This is a genomic window from Microcoleus sp. FACHB-68 (genome assembly GCF_014695715.1).
In the GTDB taxonomy this organism is placed as follows: domain Bacteria; phylum Cyanobacteriota; class Cyanobacteriia; order Cyanobacteriales; family Oscillatoriaceae; genus FACHB-68.
The window spans coordinates 311,139-329,855 of sequence record NZ_JACJOT010000003.1 but is presented as its reverse complement, the minus strand read 5'-3'; the positions used below and the strand labels follow the sequence as shown (position 1 = coordinate 329,855).

Here is an 18,717-nt window from a genome sequence, read left to right as displayed (position 1 = left end):
GCTTAATCTATCCCAAGGTAGATTTCCGCCTGTTTGCTAAATGACAATAGCTTACTGCTCTTTTGAACCAATAATCAGCCACAACTCAAGGAGTTAGGATACTAAAAAAATAAAGGAGGGGGAGAGGGGGTGATTGGGAGAAACAATGATTTAGATCAATGCAAATTACTAGCAATAAGTAAAGCGCTGACACATATTTAAGTTTCAGCAATTTACATCGGCTTGAAGTTCTTGCATAAATCTACAATTTAATATAAAATTAACGGTTAACTTTCACTTGGGAAAGTAAACGGTTAACAGATGCCGGTGAGCGTAGGGCGAGGATTCATTGCAAGTGTGAGTTGCCGGCGCTAGAACCGTAGGGACATTTGCCATACAGAGTGCAGATTTACGCCTACGCCCTTACCCAGATGAATTTAACTGGGAATCACGATAATTTTGCAGCAGAAAGCCAGTTGCAGTCCATACAAAAAAGGGGTGAGCTTTTTGCTCACCCGCTAGGAAAAACTAATTTTTGAGGCCGGCAACTTTTCTAGTTCTCTGGGTGATAGCCAAGAAAAAATTAACCGGCTTAGACAGACAAACCGACAGCTAACTCTGCGGTTCGGGAATCGTAATATCAATTCCTGTCACCTTAGTGCCATTCCCCAAACTTGTCAGAGACGGTTGAATCGCCTCCGCATTTCCCACCACCAAAGTCACGAGGTTTTCAGGCTTCAGGTAAGTTTGAGCAACCCGCTGCACATCAGCAATGGTTGTGGCTTCAACAGCCCGCCGGTATTGGAAGATAAAATCTTCCGGGTAGCCATAATACTCGTATCGCATCAGGCGCGATAGGGTTTGCACGGGATCGGCAAAATTGAAAATAAAGGAATTGAGGGTAGATTCCTTCGCATAAGCCAATTCTGCGGGAGTCACCGGCTCAGTGCGGATGCGCTCAAGTTCGCTCATAATTGCCTTAATGAAGGGCACCGTTGCATCAGAGCGAGTTTGACCGGCAGCGACAAACACGCCTGGGTAATCATACCGGGGACTCCAAAAGCCATAAACCGTATAAGCCAAACCTTGACGCGAACGAATTTGGTTAAATAGCCGGCCCCCAAAACCATTGAGAACATCATTAAGGACACTCAAGGCGGCATAGTCGGGACTGTTAAGCTGGCCCCCTAAGTGGCCCATCTGCACATAACTTTGAGTCAGTTGGGGTTGATCCACCAAAAAAACGCCACCTTTGTTCGCCTGAGACACCGGCGGCAGCGGCGGCACTTGCAGTTGTGGATTAGCCGGCCAATTGCCAAACTGTTTTTCTACTAGCGCTTGCATTTGTTTCGTGTCAAAGTCACCGACAATGCCCAAAATCATATTGTTGGGATGGAAATATTGCCGGTGAAATTGAACGAGATCGTCGCGGGTAATTTTATTGATGGTGGCATACTCGCTGGTGCGAGCGTAAGGGCTAGTTTGCCCGTAAATTAGTTTTTGGAATTCACGACCGGCAATTTCATCGGGATCGTCGTTGCGCCTCGCGATCCCACCCTGGCGTTGTTTTTTCGCCAGATCCAACTTGTCGGGGGCGAACACCGGCTGGCGGATCACCTCAGCGAATAGCCCAAACACTTCATTCACATCTTCACTTAAGGCGCTAAAGCTGGCACTGGCTGAACTGCTATCTACCCCTGTTTCTACAGAAGCTGCCCGTTGTTCTAACAGCCGATTCAGCTCATCGGGTGTATGCTCAGTTGTGCCGCCGATCCGCATCACTTGGCCCATCACTTCCGCCAGACCAACTTTTTCTGCCGGCTCAAAGCGATCGCCGGTGCGAAATAGCGCTGTACCGCTGACTAGAGGCAGTTCGCGATCTTCCATTAAGAATACAGTCATGCCATTTTTCAGCTCGTAGCGCGTGTAATCTGGCACCTGAATTTCTGGCAGTGGCGGAAACTGCAATTCTGTGTAATGTTTGGCTGCCTGCGCTGCTGCCGGCAAACGAAACACCATCACGAACAGCATCGCTACCACAAGCAGCCACGCCCATCTACTAGCTTTTTTGCGCTTCATCAACCCAAAGCCTTGCATACTTAATATTTCTCCTGTTTCCTGATTATTTGGGGAATGGGGAATGGGGAATGGGGAATGGGGCATGGGGCATGGGGCATGGGGCATAGGGCATGGGGCATGGGGCATGGGGCATTGATTGTTAATACTCCCACTCTCCCACTGTGCCCCTCTCCCACTCCTTCACTCCCCGTCTCCCCTACTCAGCACTCAGCACTCAGAACTCAGCACTTAAAATCCTATTTCGGCAGCAAACGCCCAACGGTGCGGTTTTCAGGCCGGAAGGTGGTTTGGGCGACTCGCTGAATATCTGCCGGCGTTATGGCGGCAATGGCTTCCAGTTCTTTGAATAGGTTGCGCCATGAGCCGGTTTTCGCCTCATACTCCAACAGCAATTCAGCCATGCCTTCGTTGGAATCGAGCGATCGCAACAAGTTAGCACGGGCTTGATTTTTCACCCGATCCAGGTCTTCAGTAGACACCGGCTCGGTTTTTAGCCGCTCAATTTCTTCGCTCAGTGCGGCTGCTACTTCGTCTACTGTGTGATTTGGCGCGGTTAGAGCGTAAAACAACATTAAGTTGGGGTACTTCTCACCGGGAAACCCACTGAAACCTTGCGCGTTTAACGCTAGCTGCTTTTCTTCGACCAGGGATTTGTAGAGTCGAGAGGTGCGCCCATCGCTGAGCAGAGAACCGATCATTTCGTAAATGACATGATCTGGGTGATTCATCGCAGGCCGGTGGTAGCCTTCCAAATACCAAGGTTGAGATTGCAGTTGCAAGGTTACTTCCTGGGTTTGGGTTTGGGCAGGTTCCACAAGCTCGACATCGGGAGGTGCCGGCATTGCTTTGTAGCGACCAAAATAAATCTGTGCCAGCCGTTTCACTTCTGCTGAATCAACATCCCCCACAACTGCAATTGTGATATTGCTGGGGACGTAGTAAGTGTTAAAAAATTGCTGGACATCCTCGCGCGTCAGGTTTTGGATGTCTTTCATGTAGCCGATGACGGGGCGTTTGTAGGGATGCACCTGGTAAGCTTTATCAAGAAACGCTTCGATCATCTGGCCGATAGGCGAGTTGTCGGTACGCAGACGGCGTTCTTCGATAACGACTTGCTGTTCTTTATAAAATTCTCGAAATACGGGGTCGAGAAATCGCTCCGACTCTAGCGACATCCACAGTTCTAGCTTATTGGACGGGAAACTGTAGAAGTAGCGTGTGGCATCTGTGGAGGTTGTGGCATTGAGTCCGACGCCACCGGCTTGTTCCACAATTTGACCAAGTTCATTTTGCTCGCTAATGCTGTTGGCTTGCGCCTCGACTTTATCAAATTCTGCCTGAAGTTGTGTGACTTCGGCTTCTTTACCGGCTGCTTTTGCGGCTCGAATCTGCTTCGCTAATTGATCCAGCCTATCGAGCAGTGGCTTTTCCGCTTGGTAGTTTTGTGTGCCTATCAGGGTTGTGCCTTTAAAGGCTAAATGCTCTAGGAAGTGCGCGACGCCGGTTTTGCCTTCTGGCTCATTGGCACCGCCGACATCAGCATAGGTGAGAAAGGAAACCACCGGCGCTTGATGCCGTTCCAAGACAATAAATTTCATCCCGTTATCGAGGGTAAATTCATTGATCCGCTCAATGACGCGATCTAAATAAGGCTGGATCGATTGAGCCTGTGTGCCCGTTTGCGGGGTACGGGCGAAAGCCGGTGCCGGTGGCAACCCCCACCACAGCAGCACCACTGCCAAAATCATAACTGTGATGCGCTGCCATGCGGCCTTGGGTTGCCGGCTGCGAGACGACTCGAATGGATCGATTGGACTCATAGAATACAAATTCACACGCTGCTATTCCTAGGATAAGGAATTTCAGGTGGCCTGGTTTATTTAACATCCCTTGATTCGTAGGTTGGGTTTCGTGCCTCAACCCAACTTCCCAACTTCGCCCAACAACATCATTGGATTTCACACAACCTAACAAACTCGTTAAAATAGTTGGGTTTTCGCTTTGCTCAACCCAACCTACGGGGAAATAACGAAAGTTTTATTAAAAAAATAGCCTTCAAGCTTAACGAACTATGAAAGTTTTGCCGATTCACGAGCTAAGCATAGGAGAATAACGGTACAGATACTCAGTCTCTTTATTAATAGATTTACTATGCGCTTGTTTAACCGGCAACCTCCGTCTGAAGCTCAAACGCGCACCCGCATCTTGCAATCAGCACAGCGGTTGTTCGCTAACAAAGGTTACGAGGGCACCACAACCCGCGATTTGGCGGCTGACGCGGGGGTGGCTGAGGGCACCTTATTTCGCCATTTTTCTAATAAAAAAGCGATTTTGGTAGAGGTTGCGACTCAGGGATGGGTAGATATTCTTACTGATTTGCTCACGGAATTGAGCGAAATGGGCAGTTATAAAGCAGTGGGACAGGTGATGCGCCGGCGAATGTTGCATCTGCGAGATAATGCCGACATGATGCGGGTGTGTTTTCTGGAGGCGCAGTTTCATCCAGATTTACGGGATCGCATTCAAGCAGAAGTGATTGGTAAAATGACGGACGTTGCAGAGGCGTTTTTTCAAACTGCAATGGATCGGGGTGTTTACCGGCAGAGTAATCCTAGGATTGTCGCGCAAGTTTTTCTGGGAATGTTTGCCGTTGCAGGATTTAGCCAAAGTACGCTGCTGGAGGAAGATTCTTCTCCTCAAGCTTTGTTAGAAATGGCAGAAGTTTTGGCTGATATTTTCCTAAATGGTGTTTTAAATAAGGGTGAATAGGGGCACTAAGGTTTGGGGTTAGGGTGCGGGTTAAATTTCTCCTGCCGATATTTAGTAAAGCCACAAAGTAGAGTCAGATAAATGCCGCAATGACGCAAGTCTAAACGGCTGTGCTTGCTTTTGTTTAAATAGATCCCAACTTGAAGAAATAAATCCAAGCTATTTACGGAGGTATTATGGCTACTTTTAGCGTTACAAATACCAATGATAGTGGTGCCGGCTCCCTCAGACAAGCGATTATAGATGCGGATATTACAGCCGGCACGGATACGATTACATTTAATATTGCCGGTGCCGGTGTGCAAACGATTGTGCCGGCAACTGCACTGCCAACGATTACGGATGCCGTTGTTATTAATGCAACAATGCAACCGGGATATGCCGGCACTGAAATTATCGGCAATTATATTGGCAGCAATGTTACGGGTGATGCTGCGTTAGGAAATGGAGGATTATCGGAGGTAAGAATCGAAACAGCCGATAATGTAATTTAAAATAACTTCGTTGCCGGTAACACCGCCGATGGAATTGGCATTGGTAAGCGACTATACCACGACATCAGGAACGTTAACCTTTGCTGCCGGGGAAACAATAAAAACGATTACTGTGCCGGTGTTGGGTAATACAGAAAATGAACCAGAATAAAGCTTTTTTGTCAATCTTTTTAATGCTACCAACGGCATATTCACGACGAATTTAGCGACTGGTACGATTGCTAATGATCATACGCCGATTCCAACACCAACGCCGGTTCCAACGCCTAGACCAACACCAATTCCAGCATCTACACCAATACCTATGGCTACACAACCTATTGATCAAGAGTGCAATTGTCCCATAGTCACTATTCCTAACCAGATTACTCTACCGCTCGGTAATACATCTGAGACGATTTTTACCGCGCAGCAAAGTGGCGATGTGGGGAGTGACACACTCCAGGGAAGCGCGAGTAATGATAGCATCGTCGGCGATAGTGGTGATGATTTTGTTTTGGGTGAAGCGGGTAACGATCACTTAATTGGTGGAGAGGGAAACGATAGCCTACAAGGTGGTTTGGGAAGTAATGTTCCCGTGGGAAATGAACTAGATCGTGACTCGATTGAAGGGAACGCCGGCAATGATTCTTTATTTGGCAATGAAGGTCAAGATACCATTTTTGGCGGCAACGGTGAGGATCTGATCTGGGGAGGTAAAGATGACGATTGGTTATGGGGTGAAGACGGTTATGATACGCTGTATGGGAATTTAGGAAACGATATTATTTTTGGGGGGAAAGGGAATAGTGATGCTGTCGGAGATATTCTTGAAAAGGATTTAATCTTTGGTCAAGATGGTAACGATTATCTCAATAGCAATGAAGGTAATGATATCGTTGTTGGTGGCAATGGTAATGACTGGGTTCATGGGGGGAAAGATGACGATTTGATCGTGGGTGATCTTGACAATGATACCCTGTTCGGTGACATGGGAAATGATATCTTGCGTGGCCACGGTGACGAATCGGACTCCAATGATCCTGAAGGACGAGATTGGTTATTTGGCGGCAGTGGGGATGATTTTCTCGATGGCGACGAGGGGGATGATAGCCTTTTTGGGGGCGAAGGCAATGATACCCTGCGTGGCGAAGCTGATAACATACCTGAGCTTCCAAATAGTGATCTGCTGATGGGAGAAGCCGGCAATGATTTGATATTCGGTGACACCGGAAATGATACGTTGTGTGGGGATGAAGGAGATGATACTTTAGTTGGCAAAAACGTCAATAACTTTGGTCTGAGCAACTTATCGCTAGCCACTGAAGAAGATGATCTTTGTGGCGGCGCAGGTAATGATTTATTGGTTGCTAATAGGGGAATTGATACGCTGAATGGCGGAGATGGAAATGATTCTCTCTATGGGGGGAAAAATAATGATACCCTCTATGGAAGCATCGGCAATGATTGGTTATCGGGTGATTTAGGGAAGGATTGGATAGCCGGCGGTTCAGGAAATGATAATTTTGTTTTCTCAGCTACAAGTGCCGATCTTGAGGCGGCTATTGAGTTTGGTCAAGATATGAGTGGCGATATCATTGCTGATTTTATTCAAGGTGAGGATAGAATTGCTTTAGCTGCCGGCTTAACGTTTGCTCAACTCACTATTTCTGCGAGTGGGAATGATACCTTCGTGAAATTTGGGGAGGTGTCATTAGTAACCATTCAAGGAATCGCCTCAACTGCAATTAGTGCCGGTGATTTTATCTCAATTTAATTTGTACCAAGTGGGGTGCATGAGTCACGCACCCTACCCTTGCAAACTGTAAGTCAGTGCTTAATAATGCCTCAAATTCCAACTGCACAAGTTAAACCAGGATATGTGCCTCAATCTCAGGACACCAGTATTGATGCTGATGTCTTAATGTTTCAACTTTTACGACAACTCACTCCTGCCCAAAAAATTGAAAAATTTTCATCCTTTAATCGTTCTAGTCGGAAACTTGTCCTTTCAGGAGTGAGTTATCAATTTCCTGATGCCCCAATCAATATCATTAAAAAAGAAATTTTAAAGAGGCGCTTTGGAGAGCATTATTTTCAACTTTTGCATGATAAAGAATTAAATGGAGAAGAGATTTTGATAGCTGACCCGATTGAGCTAGCCAAGGAGGTTGTTAAGATTTTAGATCGGTTAGGAATTGTTTATGCGATTGGGGGTTCTGTTGCTAGTTCCTTATGGGGAGAAAACAGACAAACGGCTGATTTAGACTTAATTGTTGATATCTCTTTAGAGCAAGCTGAGCAACTTATTCAAGAAATGAAAACTGATTTTTATATCAGTCGTGAAGCTGTTAGAGAAGCAGTCATGCACCATAGCTCTTTTAATGCTATGAGCCAAAAATTGATAGAAAAAGTTGATTTTTTTGTGATCAATAAGGACGAGCCTTTCTTCCAATCTAAACTGAATCGACGGCGGTTGGTTGAAGGGCTTTATGTTTATTCTCCAGAAGATATTATCCTGCAAAAACTTGTTTGCTATCGACTTTCTAGAGAAGAATCACAAAAACAATGGAGAGATGTTTTAGGGGTTTTGAAAGTTCAGCAAAATTCTTTAGATATGAATTACTTACAGTTTTGGGCTGAATCTTTAAAAATTACAGAAAATCTAAACAAAGCTTTACAACAAGCCGGCCTGTAGCGAGTTAAGGAGTGCATCTCACGTTTGTAAAGATACCAGCAGTGGGATCGAGATGCTGGCTAATATCAGACGCAAGCATCCTTCCCGCACTACAAATTTACAAAAATAGAATACTCCCTTAGTTCAGTAATAAAAAAGTAGTAGGATGTGTGATTAATTACGCCCCCTAATGTTGCAAACCTTTTAAATATTCAAAATTTTTTCTGGCATTAATAGTATACGGATGCTCTAATCCTAACTGACTCTCAAGAATCTCCAATGCTTGCTGGTATAAAGGTTCCGCTTCGCTGTAGCGTCCTTGTGACTCGTAAAGGAAGGCTAAGTTGTTGAGTTGGGTGGCTAAAGCGGGATGGTTGTCTGGCAAGCTGCGGCGGACGATTTCCAATGCTTGCCGGAATAAAAGTTCGGCTTCGCTGTAGCGTCGTTGTGCATAGTAAAGACCGGCTAAGTTGTTGAGGTGGGTGGCTAAATCGGGATGGTTGTCTGGCAAGCTTTGGCGGACGATTTCCAACGCTTGCAGGTATAAAGGTTCGGCTTCGCTGTAGCGTCCTTGTTCTCGGTAAAGGTTGGCTAAGTTGTTGAGGTGGGTGGCTAAATCGGGATGGTTGTCTGGCAAGCTTTGGCGGACGATTTCCAACGCTTGCAGGTATAAAGGTTCGGCTTCGCTGTAGCGTCCTTGTGACTCGTAAAGCAAGGCTAAGTTGTTGAGGTGGGGGGCTAAACCGGGATGGTTTTCTGGCAAGCTGCGGCGGCGGTCGATTTCCAAGGCTTGCAGGTATAAAGGTTCGGCTTCGCTGTAGCGTCCTTGTGCATAGTAAAGATTGGCTAAGTTGTTGAGGTGGGTGGCTAAATCGGGATGGTTGTCTGGTAAGCTTTGGCGGTCGATTTCCCCCACTTGCAGGTATAAAGGTTCCGCTTCGCTGTAGCGTCCTTGTGCATAGTAAAGATTGGCTAAGTTGCTGAGGCCGGTGGCTAAATCTGGATGTTCCGAACCCAAACGATGTTCCGCCACTACGACACACTGCTTTTTCCAAACTTCTGCCGGTTCATATAATGCCTGACCTTGATAAAACCAGCCTAACCCTAAAAACGGCTCTGTTACATCCTCATCCTCCACATAGTCAGACAGGTGGGAAGCACCGGCTTCTAGATGGGGAATGGCAGGACTGAGGGAGGCAACTTCTTCGCGGGTAATAATTTGTTGGGGAATTTGTTTTGCCACATCCACCAATGCAGTGACAAAGGCTTGTTTTAACCCTTCAGCCTTTCCCTGACATGACTCAACTTGAGCAAATTCTTCTAGCTTCAACCGGCAATATTCCCGAATCAGGGGGTGCAGCCGATAGATCCCCTTCTCTGTGCGTTCCAACAAATGCAAATTCACTAAACTCTCGTCTCGCGTTTCCTCTAACTCTTCTGTATCTGCAAGAGGCAAACACTTTTCTACCAGCCACCAGGGAATCGCAGTCGGGGCAAACACCCCCAACAAGCACGCTAATTGCTTCGCCGCTTCATCCAATTCTTGCCAACTTAAATCAATGGCTGCCTGTACGCCGAGGGAGGCTGTCATATCGGCTTCCGATTTTGGCTTTTGCAGGGCAGGTTGTTGCAAGCGCTTCTCTTCTAATCGCCGCAGCATTTCCGCCAGAGATAAATCCGGTTTTCGCCGCAGATATCGCCCCACCAATTCCAAACCCAAGGGCAAATATCCCAGCCACGCACACATCTTTTCTGCTTCCCCCAATTGCTGTTGAATGCGCCCATCTCCCACCAGCAATGTTAATAACGCCATCGCCTGATCTGGGGTAAGTACATCCAGCGTCAAAGTTTGCACCTTTGCCCCCAACTGCAACCGCGTGGTGAGCAACACTTTAAAGCGTGGCGGCATTACATCAACACAATCTTTTACTGCGTTGTAATCAGAAACATCGTCAAAAATCACCAGCACATTCCCCGGTGGACATTGCTGGAAGCAATACTCAACCTTGCGAATCAAAGTATCGAGTTGATCGGGTATCGCAAAATTAGGAAAATAAGCGATAGCAAATTCCACCCACTGCGCCTTCACATCCCCGGCTTTTGCCGAGAACCAATAAACTCCACCCGGATAATCATCAAGATGGCGACGCGCATATTGCAGGGCGAGTTCTGTTTTCCCCACTCCTCCCATGCCAGAAATCGCAGAGCTCGCAACTCGGCTTCCCTGCTGCAACAACTCGCGGATCTTGTCTAATTCTTCTTCCCGCCCAATAAATTCCTCTGGGTTAACAATACCTTTTTGCCCCAAATTGTTGAGAGGAGTGGCAGTAGAAAGATTAACAGTTGGCGGATTTATGGGAGGCGGAGACAATTTTGCAGCCGCTTGCTTGGATTTTTCAGGACGTTTAGCTTCCCACTCAATATCAAACTGCCTAAGATTCTCTGCTTTATCCTTGTGCCACAGTTTCAGCGTAAAATGCCACTCTTCTGATCCTTGGGTCGCGCTGCGGTTATCTTCCAGAATTCCCAAGAAGTCTTCTAAACGTTTGAGTGCTTCCCGAACTTGCGCGTCAGTTAACTTGCCTTCGTACTTATCCTTTAGCGTCAATTCTTCCAGACATCTGCGCTTTCCCCTGATAGCTATCTGCGTCTCATTCTGCCGGGTAAACTGAATCGAGATTTTATTCCCCTCCTCATATTCATCATTGACATAAGCCAGTAAGGCTTCAAACAGACGCTTTACCCGTGCTTTGACTTCTTCACCGTAGGAAGGCCGTGCCATAGAATAATTGGGGATTAAAGATTGGGGATCTCTTGATCTGCCCCCTAAATCCCCCAATTCTGGGGGACTTTGAATGCCGGTTCCCCCCAATTTTGGGGGGTTAGGGGGGCGACTTGCAACACTACAAAGTTTGGGGATACCCTAAACCATTCATCTACCCCAAACTACTGATTTCTCTGATTATACACAGCTTTTCAGAGGTGCAAGTGTGCGTCTTGCTTTGCCTCACTACCCCAAAAATATCGTGAATTCAACGACGAGAAAGAGGTTGAATTCCATGAAACCGCAACAACGCAAACCCAAATTTTCCAAGAAACAAATTTTTATCGCCACTCTGCTGACTGAATTTGCAATCGGTGTGGGTGCCGGCTTCCTTCATCCGGCTTTAGGGATTGTAATAGATGTCGGGATGACAACTATTCATATTGCTACTTACAAGGACAAAAATAATAAAGATGAATAATGATTAATCTTAGGGTGCCGGCCGCGTGCCGGTATCCTTCCAAACTGTTATTTTAGGGAGCAAGATGCTCCCACTTTCCCAATATTATTAGGAATCAGGGATGCACCCGACTTGATATGAGTCAGTTTCAACTGACTTTAGCTATTAGCTAGGGACTTAACTCCCAGGCGGGCTGGCGGGCTAAGCGCTTGACCCCGTAACCGCCTGGGATTCAAATCCCAGGCTAATAGCGAAAGTCCTCTAAAGAGGACTGATATAAAATCTGGGTTTAATCCGCGATTAAAAATTCTGGAATGCTCATTCTTTCACCCTCAGCAAATAATGAGTTCAAGATTATTTCTTTCCCTCAATTTTTAAAGTAATTTCGCTTGTTGAATCCACTGCGCCACTTCTTCAACAGAGGGACAAAGATCGCGGCGTTGCAGCGTCGCCACTTGCAGGCGGAGAATTTGTTGATGTAATCTGTGAGTCGGCGTTTGCGCTAATTGCGCCACAGAAGCGATGCCGGCGTGCAGCAAAAGTCCGCAATATTGACAGCCAACGCTAGGAATGCGAGCCAGATTTGCCAGCGCCACCCATTTATTAACATATTGAATGTGAATTTGCAATTGATTTGCCAGCGCTAACCGGCTTGCAGGAGTGCCGGCTTTTTTAATCAGTTGTGCTGTCGTGGTAATGCCGCATTCTTCGAGTTGAGATTGATTTTGAGCGCTCAATCCCGGCAATTGATCAATGGGCCAATTCCGCCCTTGGATCGCATTTTGATGAGTTTGCTTAGAAGTTTTCATAAAATTTTTGACTAAATGACCTATCTAAAATCTACAATCTAAAATACCCAATCTGTCATTGACATTATTATGCACATTCCTAAAGATTTCTCTATGGCACCGGCACTACGTCGCCGCCGGCAGCAATTAGCCAAATTAATTGATTTTCCGGTTATTCTTTGGTCAGGACACAGTTGTTCACGCAATTTTCCCGCCAATACCTATCCTTTTCGTGCCAGCAGTCACTTCCTTTATTTTGCCGGCTTGCCAATAGAAAATGCCGCAATTCGCCTAGAAGCCGGGAAGTTGGAACTGTTTATGGATGATGCGCCGGCTGATAGTGCGCTATGGCATGGAGAAATGCCGAAACGTGACGAAATTGCTACGGTTATCGGTGCAGATGCCGCATTTCCCATGACAGAATTGCCATCCCGCGCTGCCGATGCCGGCACTATTGCTGTGCAAAATATGGCAACGCAACAGCAACAGTCTCAAATATTAAATCGGCCTATTTTTCCTGCCAATTCACCCGAAGGAATTGATTTAAAATTAACCCAAGCAATCATCTCCCTGCGCCTCACTCATGATGATGCTGCCTTAGCCGAATTGCGACAAGCCGGTGTTGTCACAGTGGAAGCGCACAAAGCCGGAATGAGAGCAACACAGACAGCCGAAATCGAAGCCGGTGTTCGTTCTGCAATGGAGAGCCATATTATATCACATAATATGGGCTGTTCCTATTCCAGCATTGTCACTGTCTGCGGAGAAGTTTTGCACAATGATCAATATCATCACCCCCTACAACCCGGCGATTTACTGTTAGCAGATGTCGGCGCTGAAACAACTTTAGGATGGGCGGCTGACGTGACGCGCACCTGGCCGGTTTCTGGCAAATTTTCTCCCACCCAGCGCGATATTTACGACATAGTTTTAGCCGCCCATGATGCTTGTATTGAAAAAATCCGCCCTGGCGTAGATTATCGGGATATTCATCTCCTTGCCTGCCAAATTATCGCCCAAGGATTAGTCGATTTAGGAATTTTGCGCGGTGCTGCTGAATATTTAGTAGAAATGGATGTTCACGCCTTATTTTTCCCTCACGGAATCGGACATTTACTCGGATTAGATGTTCACGATATGGAAGATTTGGGAGATTTGGCCGGCTACCAAGAAGATCGAGTCAGAAGTCATCGCTTTGGCTTAGGCTATCTCCGCTTAAATCGCCTCTTAAGTGCAGGAATGTTAGTCACGATTGAGCCTGGATTTTATCAAGTGCCGGCGATTTTAAATGACCCAAATTTACGCTCAAAACATCAGAATAGCGTGAACTGGGATAAATTAGAAAAATTTGCCGATGTGCGCGGAATTCGGATTGAAGATGATGTATTAGTTACGGGAAAAGGTACTGAAATTTTGACAGCAGCTTTGCCGAATAAAGCAGAAGAAATTGAGGATTTGATTGGAGCCAATTGACTTGCTTAACTCAGAAAAATAACTTTAATTGGATTGAAGAAAATAAAGTTATTTTTCCTTTCATGGTAGACAACAAACTTATAAAATCTAAAAAATATGATCAAAGTATAACCTAAGCGATTTGCCAAACAAGACGGGATTTTCCCAGAATTCACAAACCATCTGGAAAAGATAGCTAAAGAAGCATTCCAGCCGTAAAATTACTCTTCAAAAATTGCGCCACGTTGGCTTAATTCTCGCTTCATTTCCTCACAAACTCCTGAATTGCCGGCAAAGCGAGTTTTTTCCAACTTCGCATTTGTGAAATTCACCCGCGTTAAATCAGCACCACTCAAATCAGCGCCGGCAAGATTCACCCCCGTCAGATCCGCATCCTTTAAATTAGCACCATGCAAATGAGCACCGGCAAGATTCGCACGGCTTAAATAAGCACTGCTTAAATTCGCCTCATTCATCTGTGCGCCGGTAAGATTAGCACTACTCAGATTTGTCCGCAGATCAGCACCAATTAAATTAGCCAAACTTAAATTCGCCCCGGCAAGATTTGCATTCACTAATTGAGCATCCGATAAATTTGCCCCACTTAAATTCGCCCCGGCAAGATCGGCTAACGTCAACTTCGCACCCGTCAAATTCGTACCCATTAAATTCGCCCCACACAAATCGGCATAGTGCAGGTTAAAACCACTTAAATCAGCGCCGGCAAGATCCTCAACCGTATTCAATCCTAAACTTTCCGCTAGTGCCACGAAATCTGTTTCTGTCCCCGCTAAAAACAACTCCCGTGCAATTTCTAGCTGCGTCTGATGACACTCACTTGCCGGCTCATCCTCTCCCAAAGCCTGATAAGTTAATCTGAGATTTCCCAGCGTCTGTCCCTCATCAAGCCGGTTTTGCATTTCTCGCGCCATACCCAGCCGCCGCTGCTGGTATTCCATACCACGGGCGAACTCTCCTAACGCATAAAAAGCATTTCCTAGATTCAACAGCGCATTACTCTCGCCGCGCCGATCTTGAATTTCCTGGGCAATTTCTAGATGCCGGTGATAACAAGCGATTGCTTCTGTCAAATTTCCTAAAGCCTGGTAAGCCGCCCCCAAATTCCCCATCGCCGCCCCTTCCTTACGGCGATCAGGAATATTTTGATAGGCTGCCAGTGCTTGTTGCCAAGACTGTAAGGCAGCTTCAAACTCACCTGTTTGATATTGTGAAATCCCTTGTTTCAGCAACAGATCGGCTTCATTCATATCTCACAAACACCCTCATAAAATCGGCAGCATTCTAATCTATAAATCCTCTAAAATTGCACCGCGTTCTTGCAATGCTTCCTGCATTTGTCTAGAAATTCCAGAATCATTGCGAAATCGCGCCCCCTCCACATTGGCACCGGCAAGCTCAACATCGGCAAGATTTGTTAACACCAACCCCGCATGATTTAAATCCGCATCCGTCAGATTTGCCCCGCTAAGATTCGCCCCGCTTAAATTGGCATTGCTCAAACTTGCCTCCCTCAAATTCGCGCCGGCAAGATTCGCCCCGCTTAAATTTGCTAAAGCTAACCCACAAAGATGCAAATCCGCATTCATGATATTTGCATCACTCAACAAAGCACCGCTGAGATCGGCACCGGCAAGATTTGCCCCACTTAAATTTGCACTGGACAGATCCGCATCATTAAGCAGCGCACCCCGCAGGTTTGCCCCAACAAGATTTGCCCCACTCAAATCCACACCCACTAAGGTTACGCCTAGCAAATTTGCACCGGCAAAATCTTCAGCGGGATTAAGTTCCGCCAGTTTAGCCAACTCGAAAAAATCATTGGTTTGATCTGCCACAATCTTGTCAATAACTTCTGCAAGTTCAGCCGGCGCGATTGCCGAATCTTCACTGCCGTTACTACTCCAAGATGACTGTTCTTGCAGCGAAGTATATTGCAGCGCCGCCACCCGAATCAGAGAAGGCTTGAGGTTAAACTCAACAATTGCCCCCGTTAATTTTTTTTCTAAAATAGAAAGTTTGTTTGGGCTGATTTCAGGTGGCCACAATCCCTCAATTTCAGTAATTTCTGTATCTGCCGGCAACACATCAAAGATCGCTTGCACTTGGCAAGGCAGACTCGTGACTTGCAACGTTCCCAAAGGGAAATTCTTGAGAGAACCTTGGAGAACAGCTTGGCTAGATGGAGCTGCAAATATCCAGCTGGGTTCTGTCTCACCCCCGCCGGTGATCACCTGACACTGGCAGGGATTGGGCTTTTCGGCTGCCGGCTCGTCTATCAGCGTTACCATGTCACTGCCGGCTTCCTGCTGCGACTCTTGCAGCATTTTGCAGTTTTCGAGCTTCAGCCTTAGCCGGCCCCGGATCAGGCCAAATTTGAAGCGCCCCTCCAACACCGACTGCCACGATTCATCGAAGTTGAGGGTTACGGATAAGTCAATTTGCTCGCCAACTGGGCCGGTTTTTCTAGGGATGCCGGTCAAATTCATTGATAAGCAGTCTGGCTGAGGCATGGAGGAGAGAAGTTCTTGCATCGCCCATTCAGAATTTGTCTTCAGGACATCTTAGATATCCAAATTTAGCTTAATCCAAAAGCAGCCTCACACTTGATATGGACTCAGATCAGCTAGATCGTGAATTCTTGAAGACAAAAAAATTTAAGGGCGCTTCCTGCTGGAGAAGACGCCCTCGATTGGTTTTGTTATTCAATTGATCTGGGTGATTTAATTGTTTTTTTTAGCTAGGTGCATCAGCCGGCTGCCCGATCCAGATGCAACCCTAGGAGGCAAAATCCAAGCAACGATCCTACAACTGCATTACAGCAATTACAGTTCACTCAACAGGAGGCAGATTGTTGACTTGAGTTGCATCGAGTCCCACTTCTGCTGCTGAGCGCGAAAGCATCGACTGCTGCCGATTTTTGATTTGGTGCTGGTGACGCATCATCAGGGCGCGAGCTTGATCTTGAGTAGACATTTTAAATTCCTCCGGTGTAGTCAATGTAATGCAATAAAGAGATAAAAATTAGCTCATCGTCGAATGAGAGCGGTCGTAGGAAACAGAGAAGCTGGAGTGAGGTTTGCCTTGAATGTTGCTCCAGTAGTCATCGGCTTCGAGTCCAACTTCTGCCGCTGCACGGGAGAGCATCGACTGCTGCCGATTCTTGATCTGGTGGTGGTGACGCATCATCAACGCACGCGCTTGATCTTGAGTGGACATTCTCGGTTCCTCCTGTTTTTCTGAGAAAAAAGATGGGCTTGTTTGCCTTCTCTATTTAAGATATCAGCAAATTCTGTATAAATTTTTACAGAATGCGTTTTTGAAACAAAACTTAATATTCTCTCAGAAAAGGGCTATAACTGCGTTGGCCCTAAAAAGCTCAGGCTCCCTCGTTGGTATAGAGGAAGCCTGGTTTTGAGTGCTGAGTCCTGAGTGGGAGAGTGGGAGAGTGGGAGAGTGGGAGAGTGCTGAGTCCTGAGTCCTGAGTCCTGAGTGGCAGAGGGGAGAACACTTAATTTTCCCCATGCCCCATGCCCCATGCCCCATGCCCAATGCCCCATGCCCCATGCCCTCTTACAAAGGCCGGTAGACGCGGTAGTTGATGTTGGGGAAGATATTGTCGATTTCTTCGACTTTTTCCAGCCAGCCGCTATCAATTTTGCCCATCTTAATTTCGTCGTAGAGCTTATTGAAGCGCATCAGGTGTGAGCGCGTCCGGCGCACGGCATAGGGCACCATTGTGCCGGTACGCATAATAAAGGCCCAGTCAGAAGATTGTGCCAGCAAGACTTCCCGCGCTGCTTGATTGAGCGCCCGCCACTCCAGCTCATCTGCCGGCTCAAGCTTGCCCAGCTCAATCATCCGTTCTGCGGCTTTGTGCAAATGGGGATAAACCCAGGCATTGGTATCATTGAGCCAGTATTCGTGGAAACCCTTATAACCCCAACTCGATTGGGAGGGGCGGGCGACTTGCTGAGCGGGGTTCTCGCGCAGGTAATCGGCCAAGTGGGTCATGCTATATGTCCCTTGGTCATACCAACTCTTGCGGAACAGGTAATTGATAAACGAAGGGCCTTCATACCACCAGTGACCGAATAACTCAGCGTCGTAGGGTGAAACGATAATGGGAGGACGCTGCATGATGCCGTGCAGGTGTTGCACTTGGCGTTCACGGTTGAACATGAAGTTGCCGGCGTGTTCAGCCGTCTTTTCCCGTGCCCAGTAAGGATCGTAAAGCGCTTTATCTCCTAAACCCAGACCTCGACCTGTGATCTTGTGGTATTTGATGCCAACGTTCTTCCGCTGGCCGTTGGGCATGATGTAGGGTTTGATGTAATCGTATTCCGCTTCCCAACCCAAGTCTTTGTAAAATTCCCGATATTCTGCGGCACCGGGATAGCCGACTTCAGACGACCAAACTTGTTGTGAGGATTCATGATCGCGACCGAAGGCAGCGACGCCACACTCAGTATAGATGGGGGCGTAGGTGCCAAAGCGTGGGCGGGGACGCGCATAGAGGATGCCGTGGCCATCAGTGAGGAAATAACGCAAGCCGGCATCGGCAAGCATCCGGTCTAGCCCTTCATAGTAGGCGCATTCCGGCAGCCAAATTCCTTTAGGAGACCTGCCAAAGTTTTCTTCGTAGTGTTCGCAGGCAACTTGAATTTGCGACCAAACTGCCTGGGGATACATTTTCATCAGCGGCAGGTAGCCGTGGGTCGCCCCGCAGGTGATGATTTCTAGATTGTTAGTGTCTGAGAACTGCTTGAAGGCGCTAACAAGATCGCCTTTATGATGCTCCCAATACTCGCGAGCTTCGTGAAACTCTGTGGCGTAGTGCTCGGCAAGGTAGCGGATATGGCCATTATGTTTGTTATGTTCAACTTCCATCTCGGCCAGTTCTTCAAGTTTGGCCAAGTGTTCGCTGTAGCGTTCTTGCAGTAGTGGATCGCGCAGCATTGACACCAATGGCGGTGTCATGCTCATGGTTATTTTGAAGTCAATGCCGTCTTGCTTTAATCCTTCAAATACTCGCAGTAAAGGAATGTAGGTTTCTGTGATGGCTTCATATAGCCATTCTTCTTCTAATACATAATCACTTTCAGGGTGTCGGACAAAGGGAAGATGGGCGTGTAGAACAAGGGCGAGGTAGCCAATAGCCATAAATTACTCAAGGATCGTGGTTAAATGCAGAACCGATTGGGAGCCGGGGAATTTTACAATATTTAAAGATTTTAAGATGAAAGGGGAACGAAAGA

General features: G+C 47.0%; 18 protein-coding genes. 8 read left to right on the top strand and 10 right to left on the bottom strand.

The features are described 5' to 3' along the window. Positions 1–591 precede the first annotated feature (591 nt). The gene (locus H6F73_RS03795; protein ID WP_347239471.1) at positions 592–2,076 is read right to left on the bottom strand and encodes a pitrilysin family protein; all 1,485 of its coding nucleotides are present in this window, start codon (positions 2,074–2,076) and stop codon (positions 592–594) included. Between the two features lie 36 nt (positions 2,077–2,112). On the opposite strand from H6F73_RS03795, the gene H6F73_RS03790 reads away from it, so the two are divergent. Continuing rightward, positions 2,113–2,361, top strand: coding sequence for a hypothetical protein (locus H6F73_RS03790; protein WP_190757510.1), 249 nt, complete (start codon positions 2,113–2,115; stop codon positions 2,359–2,361). Here the strand turns inward: H6F73_RS03790 and H6F73_RS03785 are convergent. Beyond that, the gene (locus H6F73_RS03785; protein ID WP_242072329.1) at positions 2,295–3,806 is read right to left on the bottom strand and encodes a pitrilysin family protein; all 1,512 of its coding nucleotides are present in this window, start codon (positions 3,804–3,806) and stop codon (positions 2,295–2,297) included. The genes H6F73_RS03790 and H6F73_RS03785 overlap by 67 nt on opposite strands. A gap of 403 nt (positions 3,807–4,209) precedes the next feature. Between H6F73_RS03785 and H6F73_RS03780 the strand changes: the two genes are divergently transcribed. The 5 genes from H6F73_RS03780 (at position 4,210) to H6F73_RS03765 (ending at position 7,998) form a co-directional block, all read left to right on the top strand. Further along, positions 4,210–4,827 (top strand): TetR/AcrR family transcriptional regulator, encoded by a 618-nt coding sequence (locus tag H6F73_RS03780; RefSeq protein ID WP_190757469.1) that lies wholly within the window; start codon positions 4,210–4,212, stop codon positions 4,825–4,827. 176 nt (positions 4,828–5,003) lie between these two features. Continuing rightward, complete coding sequence (locus H6F73_RS03775; RefSeq protein WP_190757468.1) at positions 5,004–5,321, top strand: hypothetical protein; 318 nt, start codon at positions 5,004–5,006, stop codon at positions 5,319–5,321. A gap of 28 nt (positions 5,322–5,349) precedes the next feature. After that, entirely contained in the window at positions 5,350–5,472 is a 123-nt protein-coding gene (locus H6F73_RS26870; protein ID WP_277882579.1) for a hypothetical protein, read from the top strand. A gap of 153 nt (positions 5,473–5,625) precedes the next feature. Further along, entirely contained in the window at positions 5,626–7,077 is a 1,452-nt protein-coding gene (locus H6F73_RS03770) for a calcium-binding protein (protein ID WP_190757467.1), read from the top strand. 66 nt (positions 7,078–7,143) lie between these two features. Continuing rightward, on the top strand, positions 7,144–7,998 hold the full coding sequence (locus H6F73_RS03765; protein ID WP_190757466.1) for a hypothetical protein: 855 nt from the start codon (positions 7,144–7,146) through the stop codon (positions 7,996–7,998). 166 nt (positions 7,999–8,164) lie between these two features. Here the strand turns inward: H6F73_RS03765 and H6F73_RS03760 are convergent, their stop codons facing one another. Continuing rightward, positions 8,165–10,759, bottom strand: a complete 2,595-nt coding sequence (locus tag H6F73_RS03760; protein ID WP_190757465.1) for a tetratricopeptide repeat protein — start codon at positions 10,757–10,759, stop codon at positions 8,165–8,167. 277 nt (positions 10,760–11,036) lie between these two features. Here H6F73_RS03760 and H6F73_RS03755 point away from each other — a divergent pair, with 277 nt between their 5' ends. Then, entirely contained in the window at positions 11,037–11,222 is a 186-nt protein-coding gene (locus tag H6F73_RS03755) for a hypothetical protein (protein ID WP_190757464.1), read from the top strand. 353 nt (positions 11,223–11,575) lie between these two features. On the opposite strand, the gene H6F73_RS03750 is transcribed toward H6F73_RS03755, so the two are convergent. Further along, entirely contained in the window at positions 11,576–12,010 is a 435-nt protein-coding gene (locus H6F73_RS03750) for a DUF4332 domain-containing protein (RefSeq protein WP_190757463.1), read from the bottom strand. 69 nt (positions 12,011–12,079) lie between these two features. On the opposite strand from H6F73_RS03750, the gene H6F73_RS03745 reads away from it, so the two are divergent. Beyond that, on the top strand, positions 12,080–13,462 hold the full coding sequence (locus H6F73_RS03745) for an aminopeptidase P family protein (protein ID WP_190757462.1): 1,383 nt from the start codon (positions 12,080–12,082) through the stop codon (positions 13,460–13,462). 200 nt (positions 13,463–13,662) lie between these two features. Here H6F73_RS03745 and H6F73_RS03740 read toward each other — a convergent pair whose 3' ends face one another. From H6F73_RS03740 to H6F73_RS03715, 6 genes are all read right to left on the bottom strand, one after another. Next, a complete protein-coding gene (locus H6F73_RS03740; RefSeq protein ID WP_190757461.1) occupies positions 13,663–14,709 on the bottom strand; it encodes a pentapeptide repeat-containing protein in 1,047 nt (348 codons plus the stop codon). A 39-nt stretch (positions 14,710–14,748) separates the two neighbouring features. After that, positions 14,749–15,993, bottom strand: coding sequence for a pentapeptide repeat-containing protein (locus tag H6F73_RS03735; protein ID WP_242072319.1), 1,245 nt, complete (start codon positions 15,991–15,993; stop codon positions 14,749–14,751). A 298-nt stretch (positions 15,994–16,291) separates the two neighbouring features. Then, entirely contained in the window at positions 16,292–16,435 is a 144-nt protein-coding gene (locus H6F73_RS03730) for a hypothetical protein (RefSeq protein WP_190757460.1), read from the bottom strand. Positions 16,436–16,483: 48 nt separating this feature from the next. Then, the gene (locus tag H6F73_RS03725; protein WP_190671825.1) at positions 16,484–16,678 is read right to left on the bottom strand and encodes a hypothetical protein; all 195 of its coding nucleotides are present in this window, start codon (positions 16,676–16,678) and stop codon (positions 16,484–16,486) included. A gap of 134 nt (positions 16,679–16,812) precedes the next feature. Further along, positions 16,813–17,019, bottom strand: a complete 207-nt coding sequence (locus H6F73_RS03720; RefSeq protein WP_190757459.1) for a hypothetical protein — start codon at positions 17,017–17,019, stop codon at positions 16,813–16,815. 13 nt (positions 17,020–17,032) lie between these two features. Then, positions 17,033–18,622, bottom strand: coding sequence for a glycoside hydrolase family 57 protein (locus tag H6F73_RS03715; RefSeq protein WP_190757458.1), 1,590 nt, complete (start codon positions 18,620–18,622; stop codon positions 17,033–17,035). Positions 18,623–18,717 lie beyond the last annotated feature (95 nt).

Bases quoted from the DNA above. Each gene is read 5' to 3' on its own strand.
- H6F73_RS03765 (WP_190757466.1), top strand. From the start codon at position 7,144: ATGCCTCAAATTCCAACTGCACAAGTTAAACCAGGATATGTGCCTCAA.
- H6F73_RS03760 (WP_190757465.1), bottom strand. From the start codon at position 10,759: ATGGCACGGCCTTCCTACGGTGAAGAAGTCAAAGCACGGGTAAAGCGT.
- H6F73_RS03755 (WP_190757464.1), top strand. From the start codon at position 11,037: ATGAAACCGCAACAACGCAAACCCAAATTTTCCAAGAAACAAATTTTT.
- H6F73_RS03740 (WP_190757461.1), bottom strand. From the start codon at position 14,709: ATGAATGAAGCCGATCTGTTGCTGAAACAAGGGATTTCACAATATCAA.
- H6F73_RS03745 (WP_190757462.1), top strand. From the start codon at position 12,080: ATGCACATTCCTAAAGATTTCTCTATGGCACCGGCACTACGTCGCCGC.
- H6F73_RS03795 (WP_347239471.1), bottom strand. From the start codon at position 2,076: ATGCAAGGCTTTGGGTTGATGAAGCGCAAAAAAGCTAGTAGATGGGCG.
- H6F73_RS03770 (WP_190757467.1), top strand. From the start codon at position 5,626: ATGGCTACACAACCTATTGATCAAGAGTGCAATTGTCCCATAGTCACT.
- H6F73_RS26870 (WP_277882579.1), top strand. From the start codon at position 5,350: ATGGAATTGGCATTGGTAAGCGACTATACCACGACATCAGGAACGTTA.
- H6F73_RS03725 (WP_190671825.1), bottom strand. From the start codon at position 16,678: ATGTCCACTCAAGATCAAGCGCGTGCGTTGATGATGCGTCACCACCAC.
- H6F73_RS03775 (WP_190757468.1), top strand. From the start codon at position 5,004: ATGGCTACTTTTAGCGTTACAAATACCAATGATAGTGGTGCCGGCTCC.
- H6F73_RS03730 (WP_190757460.1), bottom strand. From the start codon at position 16,435: ATGTCTACTCAAGATCAAGCTCGCGCCCTGATGATGCGTCACCAGCAC.
- H6F73_RS03780 (WP_190757469.1), top strand. From the start codon at position 4,210: ATGCGCTTGTTTAACCGGCAACCTCCGTCTGAAGCTCAAACGCGCACC.
- H6F73_RS03790 (WP_190757510.1), top strand. From the start codon at position 2,113: ATGGGGAATGGGGAATGGGGAATGGGGCATGGGGCATGGGGCATGGGG.
- H6F73_RS03720 (WP_190757459.1), bottom strand. From the start codon at position 17,019: ATGGGGCATTGGGCATGGGGCATGGGGCATGGGGCATGGGGAAAATTA.
- H6F73_RS03750 (WP_190757463.1), bottom strand. From the start codon at position 12,010: ATGAAAACTTCTAAGCAAACTCATCAAAATGCGATCCAAGGGCGGAAT.
- H6F73_RS03735 (WP_242072319.1), bottom strand. From the start codon at position 15,993: ATGCAAGAACTTCTCTCCTCCATGCCTCAGCCAGACTGCTTATCAATG.
- H6F73_RS03715 (WP_190757458.1), bottom strand. From the start codon at position 18,622: ATGGCTATTGGCTACCTCGCCCTTGTTCTACACGCCCATCTTCCCTTT.
- H6F73_RS03785 (WP_242072329.1), bottom strand. From the start codon at position 3,806: ATGATTTTGGCAGTGGTGCTGCTGTGGTGGGGGTTGCCACCGGCACCG.